We start from the raw sequence: 14362 nt of genomic DNA, 5'->3' as shown, positions 1-14362 counted from the left end.
GCGTGCGTAGAATTCATTGGGGTCTGTCGGCGGTCCTTCTGGCCGGCCTCGGCGCCTTTGCGACCGGCTCGGTCGCCGAGGAGGCGTCGCCCTCGCTCTTCCCATCGCGCCTCGCCCGGGCCATCGCCCCTCTGGACGTCAATCCGGACGGTCTGTCAGGCGCGGGCGCGCGCATTCTGTCCGACGCGGTCGCGGCCAGCCGCTACGTCCTGATCGGCGAAAGCCACATGACCCGCGAGATCCCGGCCTTCACGACCCAGATCTGCCGCATGATGGCGCCCTCCGGCCTGACCGCCATGGCCATCGAGACCGGCCCGGAAGCGGCCCGCGTTGTCGATTCCGTCATTCGATCAGACGACCGGGAAGCCCGGATGGCCGACTTCCTGGGCGCCCATCCGGACGGCATCGCCTTCTACAGGGGGCGTGATGAAGTCCGGACGGCGGGGGACTGCGCCGCCGCGGCGGGTCCGGATTTCGAGCTCTGGGGACTGGATCAGGAGTTCCTCGGTTCCAGCGGCCATCTGCTTCAGGAAATGCTGGCCGCCAACCCGGGTCCGCTCGCCCGGACCGCGCTGACTGGTCTGGCCGCGCAGGATCAGGAAGCGACCGCCGCCGCGCTCGCCTCAGGCTCGCCCGGCGATCTCTTCTTGCTCACCGTCACGCAGGGCGACCTCGATCAGGCCGCCGCCGCGATCGCGCAGGACGGCGGGGCGCGCGCCCAGTATCTGTTCGGCCTGCTGACTGAAACCCGCGCCATCTATCTGGCGTCGCAGGCGCGCCAGGGCGATCCCAACGGACGCCGCGCGCGGCTGATGAAGCGCACGCTCGCCGCCCACCTCGCCGAAAATCCCGGCGCGAGGGTCCTGCTGAAATTCGGCGCCTGGCATTTCTACAAGTCGCTCAATCCGCTCGATCAGCGCGACCTCGGCGCCTATGTGGCCGAGCGCGCCGAGGGTGAAGGCGTCACGGCCCTTCATATCATGGTGGTGGGCGCCAAGGGGTCTACGGCCGGCTATGCCGGCGTCGGGCGGCCCGCCGCCATACAGGCCTTCGACATGGCCGACGACGAGGGGCCGGACTGGCGCAAGGATGTCGTCCTCGCCCAGCCGGCTGACGCCGCGCCGGGATCATGGATGCTGGTCGATCTCCGGGCGCTCAGGGCCGAGGGTCTGGCGTCCGCACCGCCGGAATGGCGGGATCTGGCGCTGGGCTATGATATCGCCATCCTGGCCCCGACGTTCAGTGCAACCAGCCTGCTCGGCCTGGAAGACGCTGCGGCGCACTGACGTCAGGCCTTCAAGCCTGGCTCGGGCGGGCGCCGTCTCGCGCATCGCCTTACTCGAACGGTTCGTCGCTCTCATCCGCCCCTTCCAGGGCCTCGCGCGCCAGCGCCCGCGTCACGGGGCGGTGCAGGGCGTCCAGCCGCTCCACCACGGCCTCGGCCGCCGCCGCCGAGCGGTCGATGCGGCGCAGCAGATAGGGGATGACGTCCTTGGCCGGGCGGATGCCGCGCTCGGCGAAGCGGGCCTCCAGCATGGCGGCCAGCACGGCGTCGTCCGGCGCCTCGACCGGCACGCTGATCACCGCGTCCAGCCGCGACCGCAGGTCCGGCAGGGTGACGGCCCAGGCCGAGGGGGCGGGGCGCGAGATCATCAGCATGGCCCCGCCCGGGGCCTGGGCCAGATTGATCAGGTGGAACAGGGTCTCGTCGTCGGCGTCCATGGCCCGGTCCAGCAGGACGGGACGGCCCTCGATCTCCAGCGGATCGACCAGGGCCGCCTCGCCGCCGTGGAAGGCGACCGCGCCGACCCGTTCGGCCCAGATCTGGCCCAGGCGGCTCTTGCCGCTGCCCGCCGGGCCGCAGATGGCCATGACGCCGCCGATCAGGTTGGGCCAGTCCGCCAGCGCCTCGACCGCCGCGCGATTGCAGTCCGAGACCACGAAGCCGTCGGGCCCCTCGGGCAGGTCGCTCTGCAGGGGCAGGCGCATCTGGTCGGGCGGGGCGGGGCGGGCGGTCATTGCGTTCACCATAGCAGATGCGCCGCCTTCGCCATCCATCCGGACGCTTCGTCCGTGGACGGAACGCCGCCGCCTGTGGACCGCCTGCGTCCGATCCTGACGTGTCTGCCCGGTAGACTGGGCTCATGGCGCGGATCGAACAGCAAGGCCGGGAAGCGAACCCTCCGGACGCATCGGACGCTTCGGACGGTGTTTTCCGCGGTCCGGCGCGTTCGCACGGTTCACACGCTTCGCACCATGGTTTCGCGGTGCGCGGCGCGGCCCGAAATCGCCGTCGGCCTTGACTTTCGCAGGCGATGATGCGCCCTTCCGGCCTCCCGAATTCCGCCCCTCGCGGGCCCGAATCCAAGACGAACCGACCATGCACGCCTACCGCTCCCACACCTGCGGCGCCCTCCGTTCGACCGACGCCGGCGCCAATGTCCGCCTGTCGGGCTGGGTGCACCGCAAGCGCGACCTCGGCGGCCTGCTGTTCGTCGATCTGCGCGACCACTACGGCATCACCCAGTTGGTGCTGCACCCGTCGACGCCGGGCTTCGAGATCGTCGAGCGCCTGCGCGCCGAAAGCGTCATCCGCATCGACGGTGAGGCCGTCATGCGCGACGCCAGCACCGTCAACGCCCTGCTGCCGACCGGTGAAGTGGAAGTCCGCGTCCAGGGCCTCGAGGTCCTGTCGGAAGCCGCCGAACTGCCGATGCCGGTCTTCGGCGATCAGGAGTATCCGGAGGAAATCCGCCTCGCCAACCGCTTCCTCGACCTGCGCCGCGAGCGTCTGCACAAGAACATCGTCCTGCGCTCCAAGGTCATCTCCTCGATCCGCCAGCGCATGGTCGGACAGGGTTTCCTCGAGTACCAGACCCCGATCCTGACCGCGTCCTCGCCCGAAGGGGCCCGCGACTTCCTGGTCCCGTCGCGCCTGCATCCGGGCAAGTTCTACGCCCTGCCGCAGGCCCCGCAGCAGTTCAAGCAACTGCTCATGGTCTCGGGCTTCGACCGCTATTTCCAGATCGCGCCCTGCTTCCGCGACGAGGACCTGCGCGCCGACCGCTCGCTGGAATTCTACCAGCTCGACGTCGAGATGAGCTTCGTCACGCAGGAGGATGTCTTCGCCGCCATCGAGCCCGTCATGCACGGCGTGTTCGAGGAGTTCTCGGAAGGCCTGCCGGTTTCGCCCATCAACGGGACCCATACCTTCACCAACGACTTCGGCGAGCAGTTCGAGCACGGCGGCTTCCAGCGCCTGACCTACGCCCAGTCGATCGCCTGGTACGGCACCGACAAGCCGGACACCCGCAACCCGATCAAGATGCAGGACGTCTCGGACCACTTCCGCGACGGCGGCTTCGGCCTGTTCAACAAGATCCTCGGCGCCGACGAAAAGAACGCCGTCTGGGCCATCCCGGCCCCTACCGGCGGCTCGCGCGCCTTCTGCGACCGCATGAACTCCTGGGCCCAGGGCGAGGGCCAGCCGGGCCTCGGCTACATCTTCTGGTCCGACGACCAGAACGCCTGGGGCGGCCCGATCGCCAAGAACCTGGGTCAGGAACCGACCGAGGCCCTGATGACCGCGCTCGGCCTCGGCAAGGGCGACGCCGCCTTCTTCGTCGCCGGCAATCCCGGCGTCTTCGCCAAGTTCGCCGGCCTGGCCCGCACCCGCGTGGGCGCGGAGCTGAAGCTGATCGACGAGGCCCAGTTCAAATTCTGCTGGATCGTCGACTTCCCGATGTTCGAATGGTCGGAAGAAGAGAAGAAGGTCGACTTCAGCCACAACCCGTTCTCGATGCCGCAGGGCGGTCTGGAGGCCCTGGAGACCCAGGACCCGCTGACCATCCGGGCCTATCAGTACGACATCGTCTGCAACGGCTATGAGCTGTGCTCGGGCGCGATCCGGAACCACAAGGCCGAGATCATGCTCAAGGCCTTCGGCATCGCCGGCTACGACGCCTCGGTCGTCGAGGAGCAGTTCGGCGGCATGCTGAACGCCTTCCGCTACGGCGCGCCGCCGCACGGCGGCCTGGCCCCCGGCATCGACCGCATCGTCATGCTGCTGGCCGGCGAGACCGCCATCCGCGAGGTCATCGCCTTCCCGCTGAACCAGCAGGGCGAGGATCTGCTGATGAACGCCCCGACCGAGGCGGGCGAGCGCCAGCTCAAGGACGTGCACATCCGCACCGCCGTGCCGATCAAGGTCTGATGGGCCTGGGATAAAGGAAAAGGCCCTCGTCCGAGACGGGGGCCTTTTTTGTCAGCGGCCGCTGGCGACCACGAAATTCCTGACCCGGGGCGGAGCTGGGGGCGCCGCCGGGACCGGAGGCGCGGGCGGCGCGACGCGGACCCCGGAGATACCGCGGCAGGTCCGGGCGGTCAGGCGGCCCGGCAGGCGGGTGTTGGCGTCGCCGCAGGCCCGGCCGACCTGTTCCTGCGTCAGGCCGTGCGCCGCCGACAGGTCCGCGCCGCGGATGTCGGCCCGGTTCATCTCGGCGTCGCTGAAGTTAGCGCCCGCGAAATTGCCGCCCGTCAGCCGCGCGCCGTTCAGCTCGCTGCTCTGGAAGGAGGCTCCGCGGAAGTCGCCGTTCGACAGGTTCGACATGCCGATCTCGGCGCCGCCGAAATTGGCGCCCCGGGCGCTGACATTGGCCAGGGTGGCGGCGTTGATCTCGGCGCCGGTGAAGTTGGCGTTGCCCATGACCGCGCCGTTCATATTGGCGCCGTTCAGCTCGGCGCCGGTGGCGTTGACCCGGTCCATGCGGACCCGCACCATGGTCGCGCCCATGGCCGAGACGCCGGTCATGTTCGCGCTGGTGAAGTTGGCGCCGGTGAAGTTGGCCCCGACCAGTTCGGCGCCCGTCAGATCGGCCCGGCTGAAGTCGCTGCCCGAGAAGTTGGAGCCCACCAGCTCGGCGCCGCGCATCACGGCGCCCACGAGGGTGGCGTTGGTGAAGCTGGCGCCGGTGAAGGCCGCGCCGGTCAGGTCACGGCCCGACAGTTCGCAGCGGTTGCAGGACCCGCCCAGCGAGACCATGCGGGCCACGTCGCGATCCTGGAACTGCAGCTGGATCTCGGCCGCCGCTGGAGCCGCGGCGCACAGGGCGGCGGCGAAGGCCGCGCCGGAGACACCGGTGACCATGACGCGACGGAAGAAGGAGTCGGCAATCTGTTTCACGCCACCTTCATGAGGCCAAACCCCGAAGAACCCTACTTAAATCGCCGTAACGTCGGTGGCCGTTCAGCAGCGCGAAATGGACAGGCCCGCCGGCAGCCGCGTGGCCTCGTCGCCGCAGGCCTGGTTCAGCCGCGACTGGCTCAGCCCCGTCGCCCGAACCAGCGAGGCGCCGGAGAAATTGGCCCCCGTCAGGGTGGCCCCGGTGAAGTTCGCGCCCTCCAGATAGGCGCCCACGAAGCTGGCGTTGGTCAGGTCGGCGCCCGAGAAATTCGAGCCGGAGAAGACCCCGCCGTAGGCCTCCACGTCGCGCAGATCGGCGTTGGAGAAGCGGGTGCGGTTCATCACCGACAGGCTGAGATCCGCCTGGCGCAGGCGCGCCCGCGACAGGTTCAGGCCGTTGCGCTCCAGCCCCGACAGGGCCGCCTGGAACAGGTTGCAGCCGGAACAGCTGGCGCCGCCGCGCACGCTGGCGATCTGGCCGGCGTTCTGGGCCGCGGCGGGCGAGGCGAGGGCGGCGGCGAGGGCCGCGGCGGTCAGGAACAGCTTCATCTCAGGCTCCGGCGCTCGATCGAGCTTGGGCAGCCTCGCATGAAATCGTTGATTTAACCCTGCATCGAGGGCGCGGCCCCGCAGGTGTCGCAGATCCAGCCCGCGCCGCGTTCCTGCAGCGCCAGGTCGCCGCAGGCGGGGCAGGCTGTGGCCTCGCCCGAGACGACCGGGGCTGTGGGCGCGGCCGCGGCCTCCTTCTTCTGGCCGAAGGGCAGGACCACCAGGTTGTCGGGCGCCGCGCCGCGGGCGAAGCCCTTGGAGATGAAGCGGGCCGCCGGCACCGTCTCGGCGACCTCGCCCTCGGCGCCGCCCAGGCCGTCGCCCGGCCCGGCGTCCGCATTGGCCAGCGCCTGCCGGTCCAGATAGGACACGCCCAGCTCGCGGAAGATGTAGTCCAGGATTGAGGTCGCCGACTTGATCGAATCGTTGCCCGTGACCCGTCCGGCCGGCTCGAACCGGGTGAAGACGAAGGCGTCCACGAACTCGTCCAGCGGCACGCCGTATTGCAGGCCGATCGAGATCGCGATGGCGAAATTGTTCATCAGCGAGCGGAAGGCGGCGCCTTCCTTGTGCATGTCGATGAAGATCTCGCCCAGCTCGCCGTCCTCGTACTCGCCGGTGTGGATGTAGACCTTGTGGCCGCCCACGGCAGCCTTCTGGATATAGCCCTTGCGGCGGTCGGGCAGCTTGCGGCGGGTGCGGTCGCGCTCGATGACCTTCTCGATCACCCGCTCGACATTGCGGACCTCGGGTTCGCGGCGGCGCTCGCGCTCCTGGCCGGCGCTCTCCGGCAGGTCCAGCAGCGGGCCGGCGGGCGGCGCGGCGCGGCGCAGGCGGACGGTGCGGCGCCCGTCGCGGGCGGCGTCCGCCAGGACGCGAGCCGCCTGGGCCGGGGTGGCGTTCCAGTCCAGCGCGACCGGCGACAGGTCCGGCGCGCCGCTGAACGGGTCCAGCGCCGTCCGCAGGCCGGTCTCGAAGCCCGCCGGGTCGGCCAGGACCGCCGACAGGGCCTCGGGCGCGCCCGTCCAGCCCTCCAGGTCGCCGTGACCGAAGGCCCAGCCGCCGGCGGCGGCGATGTCGTCGTCGGTGAAGCCGAGACGGGTCAGCAGATCGTCCTCGGCGGCGTCCTCGATCCCCAGCACGTCGCGCAGGAAGCCGGCGTCCAGCACCGGGGCGCGGAACGCGTCCTCAAGCCGCTCGACCTGGGCCAGGGCCAGTTCGACGCCCTCCAGCTCCACATCGGTGAAGCCGTGGGCGCGCAGGGCCGCGTGGTCGACGCCCGGCGCGCCCGCCAGCGTGCGGCGGCCCAGCAGATGCCGTTCGGCGTCCTCGACCTCGCCGCCTTGGTCTTCGATCGCCCGGGCGAGGGCGGGCCTCAGGCGGGGGGCGGCCTCGCCGTCGGCGGTCTCGAACCGGTCCAGCGCGGTCAGCGGCGAGGCGCCCAGACGCAGCATGGCCTCGCGGTCGTCGATGAACAGGCCGGATGCGCCCGCTTCGGCGATCACCGCGGCCAGCTCGGCGGCGCGGGCCAGCGGATCCGCCGCGCCCTCGACCAGCACCAGGTCCGCCAGGTCCGCCAGTCCGACGCTGACCGGAACCGAACCGCCGTCCGACAGGGCCGTGACCCACAGCCCGGCCAGGTCGCCCAGCGCCGCCTCGAAGCCGTCGCCGGTCAGGGCGCGCAGGGCGCTCAGCGAGATCAGCACCCCGGCGCCGCGCGCGGCCTCCGCGGCCAGTTCCGCCGTCTCGGGGTCGAAGGCCAGGATCAGGTCCCCGTCCAGCGCGCCCTCGGCGGCCAGCACGGCCTCCGGCGCGCCCGAGGCGATCAGGCCGCGGTCGGCGACGGCCGTCCACGGCGCCGCGGGGCGGGCGGGCAGGGGCGCGGCCTCGAATGATTCGCCCGCGACCGCCCGCAGGATGTCGGCGTCCGAGGCTCCGGCCCGGCGCGCGGTCATCGCGGCCCGGGCCAGCGCCGGGTTGATGGCCGGATCGGCGCAGTCGCCGCGCGGTCCCTCGCAGCGGCTGACGGCCTCGCTGACGGCGGCCAGGGCCGCGGCCACGGCGTCGATGGCTCCGGCCGCGAGGCGCAGGGCGCGCCGGCGGGCGGTTTCGGCGGCCAGCAGGCGGGCGGCGGCGGGATCGGACAGGATCAGGGCGTCCCCGGCGGCGACCGCCTGCGGCCGGGCCGGCGTGGCCAGGCCCAGGCGCAAGGTGGCGGCCAGTTCGGCGGCCAGGGTCTCGTCGGGCGCCTGACGGGCGGCGAAGGCGTTCGCGGCCTCGACGATCAGGTCCTCGCCGTCCAGCGGCAGGCCTTCCGCGGCGGCCCAGTCCAGCCAGGCCTCGGCCCGGGCGTCGGACCAGTCCTCGGGCGCCACGACCTCGACCAGCCGACCGCCACGCTCGATCTCGCGCACGGAGCGGCGAACGGCGGAGGCGAGGACGGCGAAGCGAGGCTGGGGACGCATGCGGGTCTCGAGGCGGCTTTTGCCGATGCTACCGGTTGAAACCGGTCCGCCGCAATAAATCTGGCGTGTCGCATCAGGGTTACCCCCAAGATGTTGAGTTTCGCCGTCGCCGCGTTCCGCTGGACGGAAGCCTTCGCGGTTTCTATGATCAGCGTCGCTGTCGCCGGGGTGTTCCGGGCGGCGCGAGACGAGTGGAATTCCCGACGTGCTAGGCAGAATCTTCGGTTGGACCAGCGGCGCCACCATCGGCACCTTCTTCACCATCGCCAAGCGTGGCGAGAAGATCGGCACCGACGAATTCGGGAACACCTATTACCAGTCGCGCGACAACGTCAGCTATGACGGCCGCAAGCGCCGCTGGGTGATCTACAACGGCTACGCCGACGCCTCGAAGGTGCCGCCCGAGTGGCACGGCTGGATGCACTACACCTATGACGAGCCGCCGACCGTGGAGCCGCTGCCGCGCCGGTCGTGGGAAAAGGACCACCTGCCCAACCTGACCGGCACGCCGATGGCGTGGCGGCCGCAGGGCTCGCTGGCCGCCGAGGGCCAGCGCCCGGCCGCGACCGGCGACTATGAGGCCTGGCGTCCGGAATGAAGCGTCGCGGGCTCATCCTCGCGGGCGTGACCGCCGCGGCGATCCTCGTCGCCGGCGGCGTCGTGGCGTCCGCGCTGAACGACATGCCCCAGGACGCCCGTCCCGTGGATCCCACGGCTGAGCTGAACCGCCAGCCGACGCCGCAGACGACCCCGCCCGCCGAGCCGGCCCCCGAGGCCGCGCCCGCGCCCGCCGCCCCCATCGCCATCACCCCGCCCGGACCGGTCGTCGTCGCCCCTGTCGCCGAAGAGACCGACACCGAGAAGGCGGACGAGGAAAAGGCCGATGAGAAGGCCGAAGTCCGGGGCGAGCCCTCGACCACGCCGGGCCGCCGTCAGCGCCGCCGCGTCGCCATCGTCGAGGCCGTCGACAAGATCACCGCCGAACGCATGCGCTTCGAGGTCGAGGTGGGCGGTCGTCCCGTCCGCTTCCAGCGCACCCTGATCTTCACCGCCCGCGCCTGCGAGGTTTCGGCCTCGGACGAACAGGTCGGCGACTCCATCGCCTATCTGGAAGTCAGCCTCCAGCCGCGCGGCGTCGTCCAGACCGCCGCGCCGCGCCAGATCTTCCGGGGATGGATGTTCGCGTCCGCGCCGGCCGTGAACGGCCTGCAGCACCCGATCTACGACGCCTGGGTCGTCGGCTGCAGGGCGTAGAAGACCGCTTCGGCGCCCGTCATCGGCTCGAACAGCGAACGGACCTGGGGCCGCGCGCGCAGCGCCGCCTTCAACTGCCGCAGATAGGCCGCCTGCGGCGTCTCGACCGCTCCGAACTGGCTGAGGTGCTCGGTCAGGAACTGGGCGTCCAGCAGCCGCCAGCCGCCGCGCTTCAGCCGCCCTACCAGATGCACCAGCGCGACCTTCGAGGCGTCGCGCTCGCGGCTGAACATGCTCTCGCCGAAGAAGGCCCCGCCCAGGGTCACGCCGTACAGCCCCCCGACCAACCGCTCGTCGCGCCAGACCTCGACGGAATGGGCGTGGCCGCGGGCCTGAAGCGCGATGTAGAGCCGCCGGATCGGCGCGTTGATCCAGGTGTCCTCGCGGCCCGGCATGGAGGCGGCGCAGGCGTCCAGCACGGCGCTGAAAGCGGTGTCGACCCGCACCTCGACCGGCGTGGATCGCACGGTCTTCCTTAGCCGTGTGGGAATGTGGAAGCCGTCCAGCGGGATGACGCCGCGCTGGTCCGGCTCGACCAGGAAGACGCGCGGGTCATCGCGCGCCTCGCCCATGGGAAAGACGCCGGTGGCGTAGCAGTTCAGCAGTTCGTCCGGCCCGAAGCCGCCGAAGGGGGATGAGGCGCTGAAGCCGGGTTCCTCCACCGGGGGCTAGGCTTCGCCCTTCTGGCGCTTGGCCCAGTTCTCCAGCCAGTGGATGTCGTAGTCGCCCGACAGGATGTCCGGCTCCTGCAGCAGCTTCTGGAACAGGGGAATGGTGGTGTCGATGCCGCCGATGACCATCTCGCCCAGGGACCGTTTCAGGCGCGCGATGCACTCCTCGCGGTCACGTCCGTGGACGATCAGCTTGCCGATCAGGCTGTCGTAATAGGGCGGGATCGAATAGCCGGCGTAGATGGCGCTATCCAGCCGCACGCCCAGGCCGCCCGGGGCGTGGAAGTCCGTGATGGTGCCCGGCGACGGGGTGAAGGTCTCGGCGTTCTCGGCGTTGATCCGCACCTCGATGGCGTGGCCTTCAAAGTGGATGTCGTCCTGGGTGAACGACAGCGGCAGGCCGGCGGCGATACGGATCTGTTCGCGCACCAGGTCGACGCCCGTGATCATTTCCGTAACCGGATGCTCGACTTGCAGGCGGGTGTTCATCTCGATGAAGAAGAACTCGCCGTCTTCCCACAGGAATTCGATGGTGCCGACGCCCAGGTAGCCGATGGCGGCGATGGCCTTGTTGACCGTCTCGCCGATGGCCTTGCGGCCCTCGGCCGAGAGGGCGGGCGAGGGGGCTTCTTCCAGCACCTTCTGGTGGCGGCGCTGCAGCGAACAGTCGCGTTCGCCCAGGTGCACGACGTTGCCGTGGCTGTCGGCGATGACTTGGATCTCGATGTGGCGCGGCTTCTGGAGGTAGCGCTCCATGTAGACCGCGCCGTTGCCGAAGGCGGCCAGGGCCTCGGACTGGGCGGTCTGGACGGCCTCGACCAGGTCGTCGGCGGTCAGGGCCACCTTCATGCCGCGTCCGCCGCCGCCCGCCGCCGCCTTGACGATCAGGGGGAAGCCGATGGTCTTGGACGCCTCGATGGCGGCCTCGATGGTCTCGACCTCGCCGGCCGAGCCGGGAACGCAGGGAATGCCGGCCGCCAGAACCGTCTGCTTGGCGCTGATCTTGTCGCCCATGACCCGGATATGCTCGGGCTTGGGACCGATGAAGGTCATGCCGTGGGCTTCGACGATCTCGGCGAAGCGGGCGTTCTCGGACAGGAAGCCGTAGCCGGGGTGGATCGCCTGGGCGCCGGTGATCTCGGCCGCCGCGATGATCGAGGGGATGTTCAGATACGACTTGGCCGCCGGCGCCGGGCCGATGCAGACGCTCTCGTCGGCCAGGCGCACCCACATGGCTCCGCGGTCGGCCTCGGAGTGCACGGCGACGGTGGAGATGCCCATCTCCTTGCACGCGCGGTGGATCCGCAGGGCGATTTCACCGCGGTTCGCGATCAGGACCTTCGTGAACATGGCTTACGCCTCGAGCAGGACGAGGGGTTCGCCGAACTCGACGGGCTGAGCGTCGCCGACCAGCACTTCCCTCACGACGCCGTCGCGGGGAGCCTGGATCGGGTTCATCGTCTTCATGGCCTCGACGATCAGCAGGGTCTGGCCCTTCTTCACCTTGTCGCCCGGCTGGACGAACGGCGGGGCTTCCGGCGAGGCCTGCAGATAGGCGGTGCCGACCATGGGCGACTTCACCTCTTCGCCCGACTTGGCGACGATGGTGGCCGGGTCCGACGGCATGGAGGCCGGGGCGGCGGCGGGCGCGGCGGCGGCGACCGGGGCGGCCTGGGCCGGCGCGGCGGCGTACTGCATCACCGGGGCGGCTTCACGCGCCACGCGGATGCGCAGTTCGCCCCGCTCGACCTCGATCTCGGTCAGCGAGGTGTCATTCAGGATGTCCGCCAGCTGCCGCACCAGGATGGTGTCGATCTCGGCTTCGTTCTTGAGCTTGGGTGCAGTCGTCTTCGGATCGGCCATGGGAGCCTCTTGTTGTCCTTTAAACCGAACGGTCGGCGGACCGGCGGCGTTCCTGCGCCAGTCCGAGGGCGGCCTTGACCGCCAGTTCGTAACTCATCGGGCCGAAACCCGAAACCACGCCGGCGGCGATCGCCGACACATAGGTGCGATGCCGGAAGCGCTCGCGCGCCGCCGGATTCGACAGATGACATTCGACGATCGGAACCGTCAGCGTTTTCAGGGCGTCCAGCAGGGCCACCGAGGTGTGCCCGTAGCCGGCGGGGTTGATCACAAGGGCGTCAGCCTTCTCGCGGGCCTCCTGGACCCAGTCGATCAGCTCGCCCTCGTGATTGGTCTGGCGGAACACCACGGTCGCGCCCTGGGCGGTCCGTTCGCACAGCGCCTGGACGTCCGCGAGCGTCTCGCGCCCGTAGATTTCAGGCTCTCGGACCCCAAGCAGGTTGAGGTTCGGGCCGTTCAGGACGTAGAGGACAGGACTGTCGGGCATTCGCTCGCGAAGGTGACGTTCCGACCGGAATCGGACCGGCCTTTTAGCTCAGGCGTGGCCGCAAGCAAGCCGCGCGCCGCAAGAGAGTGACGCAAGGTCATGCAAATCCAGGTCAACGGCGAGCTTCGCGAGGTCCATGCGGACACCATCCTGGCCCTCGTGGAGGAGCTGGGGCTGGATATCCGCAAGGTGGCCGTGGAGCGCAATCTGGAGATCGTGCCCCGCTCGCGTCACGGCGTCACGGCCCTGGCCGCCGGCGACCGGATCGAGGTCGTCCAGTTCGTCGGCGGCGGCTGAGTCGGCCTATTTCGGCGCGCAGACCCCGGCGTCGTAGGGGCCGACGGTGCGGATGACCTCGTTTTCCGTCGGTTCGATGCGGCGGCCCGAGATCTGGCTGTCCAGCACCCGGCGCAGCAGGCTGTCCAGGCGGCTCACGACGTAGCATTTGACCTCGGGCGTCGCGTGCGGATTGCCCACGCCGCTGTCGTCGGTGAGGAACAGATAGCGGCTCTGGGTCGCGGCGGCGGCGGCGCGCAGGACGAACTCGGCCCGGTGGCCTACGCCGCTGGCGGCGACGGGCGTGATCTGGATGCGGCGGGCGCGGGCCTCCTGCACCTGCTCCCAGGTGGCGGAGATGCGGTCGTCATGCGGCGGGGCGTCGGCGACCAGCACGACCGAGCGCACGGCGTCGTCGCGCCACGGATAGTCCAGCGCCCGCGTCAGGGCCTGGTCCATGGCCTCCGGATAGTCGCCGCCGCCGTCGGCCCGCTGGGCCTCCAGCTGGCGCACCAGTCCATCGACATTGCCGGTGAAGGGGAAGTCGCGGACCACATACTGGTCGCCGTTGTCGCGATAGACGATCAGGCCGATGCGGGTGTCCACGCGCGGGTGGCGCTCGGCCAGCGAGGCCATGATCGAGGCCAGCTCGCGCTTCAGATACTCCATCTCGTCGCCCATGCTGCCCGTGGCGTCGATGACCAGCAGCAGGTCGAAGGCGCGCACCTGGGCGGCGCGGGCGGCGGTGCGGATCTCCAGCCGGCGATCCGGTCCGACGGTCAGCCGGCGGGTCGCGCCGTCGACGGTGACGTTCGCCGTGCGGCCCAGCCGGTCCAGACCGGGGAACAGGACCACGGTCCCGTCCGCCAGGGTGCGCAGCCGCAGCGGCTCGCCCTGCGGCCGGGACACCGAGACCTCGACGAAGGGCGCCGGACGGCCCTCGGCGTCGCTGACCGCGATGGTGATGGCCTCGCGGGTGTCCACCCAGGGCAGGCTCACGCCGCCCTGATCCTGCAGGTAGCGGCCGACATAGTCGGCGTACCAGGTGGGGTTCAGCAGGTCGTCATAGTCGCCGGCGGTCAGCAGGCCGGCCTGCGGGGGGCGCGGCTGGGCCGGGCGGGTGCCGCGGTCGGGCAGGGCGACGGGCGTGGGGGCGGCGATCCGGGCGTCGTCCCCGGCGCCGGCCTCGCCCTCGCGGCGGATCCGGCTGCCGGACACCACGACGTCGTCGACCGAGGTCGCTTCCTCGCCGACCACGGCGGGGCGTGACGGCGCGGGCGGCGGAGGCGGGGGAGGCGGAGGAGCGACCGCAGGCGGCGGCGCCATGGCCGGCCCGCCGGCGGTGCTGCAGCCGATGACGGTGATCGCCGTGGACGCCAGCAGGATCGCGACGGCGCTCCTGGCGACGATGGACCTGATGCGCATGACGACACTCCTTCACAGAACAACACGTGAGCCCAGTCACACATGCCCGCGGCGCGATGAAAACTGACGAAAGGCGCCGGGACCTGATGCGTGCGACGGAATGTGATCGGCGTCCATCCCGCGCGCACGGTTTTGTCCGGAACCGTACGACGGGCGAGGTGTTGCGCTCCCGAATCCCTTGCCACGCTGG

The 14362-nt window shown here is 70.7% G+C and carries 14 protein-coding genes; 5 read left to right on the top strand and 9 right to left on the bottom strand.

The features are described from left to right. The first annotated feature begins 2 nt into the window (after positions 1-2). Entirely contained in the window at positions 3-1286 is a 1284-nt protein-coding gene (locus tag AC3WRV_RS10575; protein ID WP_492313205.1) for a hypothetical protein, read from the top strand. Between the two features lie 49 nt (positions 1287-1335). Here the strand turns inward: AC3WRV_RS10575 and AC3WRV_RS10570 are convergent, their stop codons facing one another. After that, positions 1336-2019, bottom strand: coding sequence for a P-loop NTPase family protein (locus AC3WRV_RS10570; RefSeq protein WP_291836278.1), 684 nt, complete (start codon positions 2017-2019; stop codon positions 1336-1338). Between the two features lie 361 nt (positions 2020-2380). Here AC3WRV_RS10570 and aspS point away from each other — a divergent pair, with 361 nt between their 5' ends. Next, on the top strand, positions 2381-4213 hold the full coding sequence (aspS, locus tag AC3WRV_RS10565; protein ID WP_492313204.1) for an aspartate--tRNA ligase: 1833 nt from the start codon (positions 2381-2383) through the stop codon (positions 4211-4213). Between the two features lie 51 nt (positions 4214-4264). Here the strand turns inward: aspS and AC3WRV_RS10560 are convergent, their stop codons facing one another. The 3 genes from AC3WRV_RS10560 to AC3WRV_RS10550 form a co-directional block, all read right to left on the bottom strand. Next, on the bottom strand, positions 4265-5182 hold the full coding sequence (locus tag AC3WRV_RS10560; protein ID WP_492313203.1) for a pentapeptide repeat-containing protein: 918 nt from the start codon (positions 5180-5182) through the stop codon (positions 4265-4267). Positions 5183-5245: 63 nt separating this feature from the next. Further along, on the bottom strand, positions 5246-5731 hold the full coding sequence (locus tag AC3WRV_RS10555; protein WP_492313202.1) for a pentapeptide repeat-containing protein: 486 nt from the start codon (positions 5729-5731) through the stop codon (positions 5246-5248). 53 nt (positions 5732-5784) lie between these two features. Then, entirely contained in the window at positions 5785-8196 is a 2412-nt protein-coding gene (locus AC3WRV_RS10550) for a TSCPD domain-containing protein (RefSeq protein WP_492313201.1), read from the bottom strand. Between the two features lie 205 nt (positions 8197-8401). On the opposite strand from AC3WRV_RS10550, the gene AC3WRV_RS10545 reads away from it, so the two are divergent. Together AC3WRV_RS10545 and AC3WRV_RS10540 are read left to right on the top strand one after the other, a co-directional pair. Continuing rightward, a complete protein-coding gene (locus tag AC3WRV_RS10545; RefSeq protein WP_492313200.1) occupies positions 8402-8794 on the top strand; it encodes an NADH:ubiquinone oxidoreductase subunit NDUFA12 in 393 nt (130 codons plus the stop codon). After that, on the top strand, positions 8791-9450 hold the full coding sequence (locus tag AC3WRV_RS10540) for a DUF2155 domain-containing protein (protein WP_492313199.1): 660 nt from the start codon (positions 8791-8793) through the stop codon (positions 9448-9450). Before AC3WRV_RS10545 ends, AC3WRV_RS10540 begins: the two co-directional genes overlap by 4 nt. Here the strand turns inward: AC3WRV_RS10540 and aat are convergent. The 4 genes from aat to AC3WRV_RS10520 are packed head-to-tail and all read right to left on the bottom strand — an operon-like array spanning position 9417 to position 12471. Continuing rightward, positions 9417-10112 carry a leucyl/phenylalanyl-tRNA--protein transferase gene (gene aat / locus AC3WRV_RS10535; protein ID WP_492313198.1) on the bottom strand — a complete coding sequence of 232 codons (696 nt, stop codon included), beginning with the start codon at positions 10110-10112 and terminating at the stop codon, positions 9417-9419. The genes AC3WRV_RS10540 and aat overlap by 34 nt on opposite strands. Before the next feature lie 6 nt (positions 10113-10118). Next, a complete protein-coding gene (accC, locus tag AC3WRV_RS10530; RefSeq protein WP_492313197.1) occupies positions 10119-11471 on the bottom strand; it encodes an acetyl-CoA carboxylase biotin carboxylase subunit in 1353 nt (450 codons plus the stop codon). 3 nt (positions 11472-11474) lie between these two features. Next, on the bottom strand, positions 11475-11984 hold the full coding sequence (gene accB / locus AC3WRV_RS10525; RefSeq protein ID WP_492313196.1) for an acetyl-CoA carboxylase biotin carboxyl carrier protein: 510 nt from the start codon (positions 11982-11984) through the stop codon (positions 11475-11477). A 19-nt stretch (positions 11985-12003) separates the two neighbouring features. Then, the gene (locus AC3WRV_RS10520; RefSeq protein ID WP_492313195.1) at positions 12004-12471 is read right to left on the bottom strand and encodes a type II 3-dehydroquinate dehydratase; all 468 of its coding nucleotides are present in this window, start codon (positions 12469-12471) and stop codon (positions 12004-12006) included. 99 nt (positions 12472-12570) lie between these two features. Between AC3WRV_RS10520 and thiS the strand changes: the two genes are divergently transcribed. Next, entirely contained in the window at positions 12571-12768 is a 198-nt protein-coding gene (gene thiS / locus AC3WRV_RS10515) for a sulfur carrier protein ThiS (protein ID WP_492313194.1), read from the top strand. A gap of 6 nt (positions 12769-12774) precedes the next feature. Here thiS and AC3WRV_RS10510 read toward each other — a convergent pair whose 3' ends face one another. Beyond that, on the bottom strand, positions 12775-14172 hold the full coding sequence (locus AC3WRV_RS10510) for a vWA domain-containing protein (protein ID WP_492313193.1): 1398 nt from the start codon (positions 14170-14172) through the stop codon (positions 12775-12777). Between the last annotated feature and the right edge of the window lie 190 nt (positions 14173-14362).

This window comes from Brevundimonas sp. EU05-FHT14B11, assembly GCF_058790835.1.
Note: the sequence above shows the minus strand (reverse complement) of the source record. Positions and strands in the feature narration are given on the sequence as shown.

Bases quoted from the DNA above. Each gene is read 5' to 3' on its own strand.
- AC3WRV_RS10570 (WP_291836278.1), bottom strand. From the start codon at position 2,019: ATGACCGCCCGCCCCGCCCCGCCCGACCAGATGCGCCTGCCCCTGCAG.
- aspS (WP_492313204.1), top strand. From the start codon at position 2,381: ATGCACGCCTACCGCTCCCACACCTGCGGCGCCCTCCGTTCGACCGAC.
- AC3WRV_RS10555 (WP_492313202.1), bottom strand. From the start codon at position 5,731: ATGAAGCTGTTCCTGACCGCCGCGGCCCTCGCCGCCGCCCTCGCCTCG.
- AC3WRV_RS10550 (WP_492313201.1), bottom strand. From the start codon at position 8,196: ATGCGTCCCCAGCCTCGCTTCGCCGTCCTCGCCTCCGCCGTTCGCCGC.
- AC3WRV_RS10540 (WP_492313199.1), top strand. From the start codon at position 8,791: ATGAAGCGTCGCGGGCTCATCCTCGCGGGCGTGACCGCCGCGGCGATC.
- accC (WP_492313197.1), bottom strand. From the start codon at position 11,471: ATGTTCACGAAGGTCCTGATCGCGAACCGCGGTGAAATCGCCCTGCGG.
- accB (WP_492313196.1), bottom strand. From the start codon at position 11,984: ATGGCCGATCCGAAGACGACTGCACCCAAGCTCAAGAACGAAGCCGAG.
- AC3WRV_RS10520 (WP_492313195.1), bottom strand. From the start codon at position 12,471: ATGCCCGACAGTCCTGTCCTCTACGTCCTGAACGGCCCGAACCTCAAC.
- thiS (WP_492313194.1), top strand. From the start codon at position 12,571: ATGCAAATCCAGGTCAACGGCGAGCTTCGCGAGGTCCATGCGGACACC.
- AC3WRV_RS10510 (WP_492313193.1), bottom strand. From the start codon at position 14,172: ATGCGCATCAGGTCCATCGTCGCCAGGAGCGCCGTCGCGATCCTGCTG.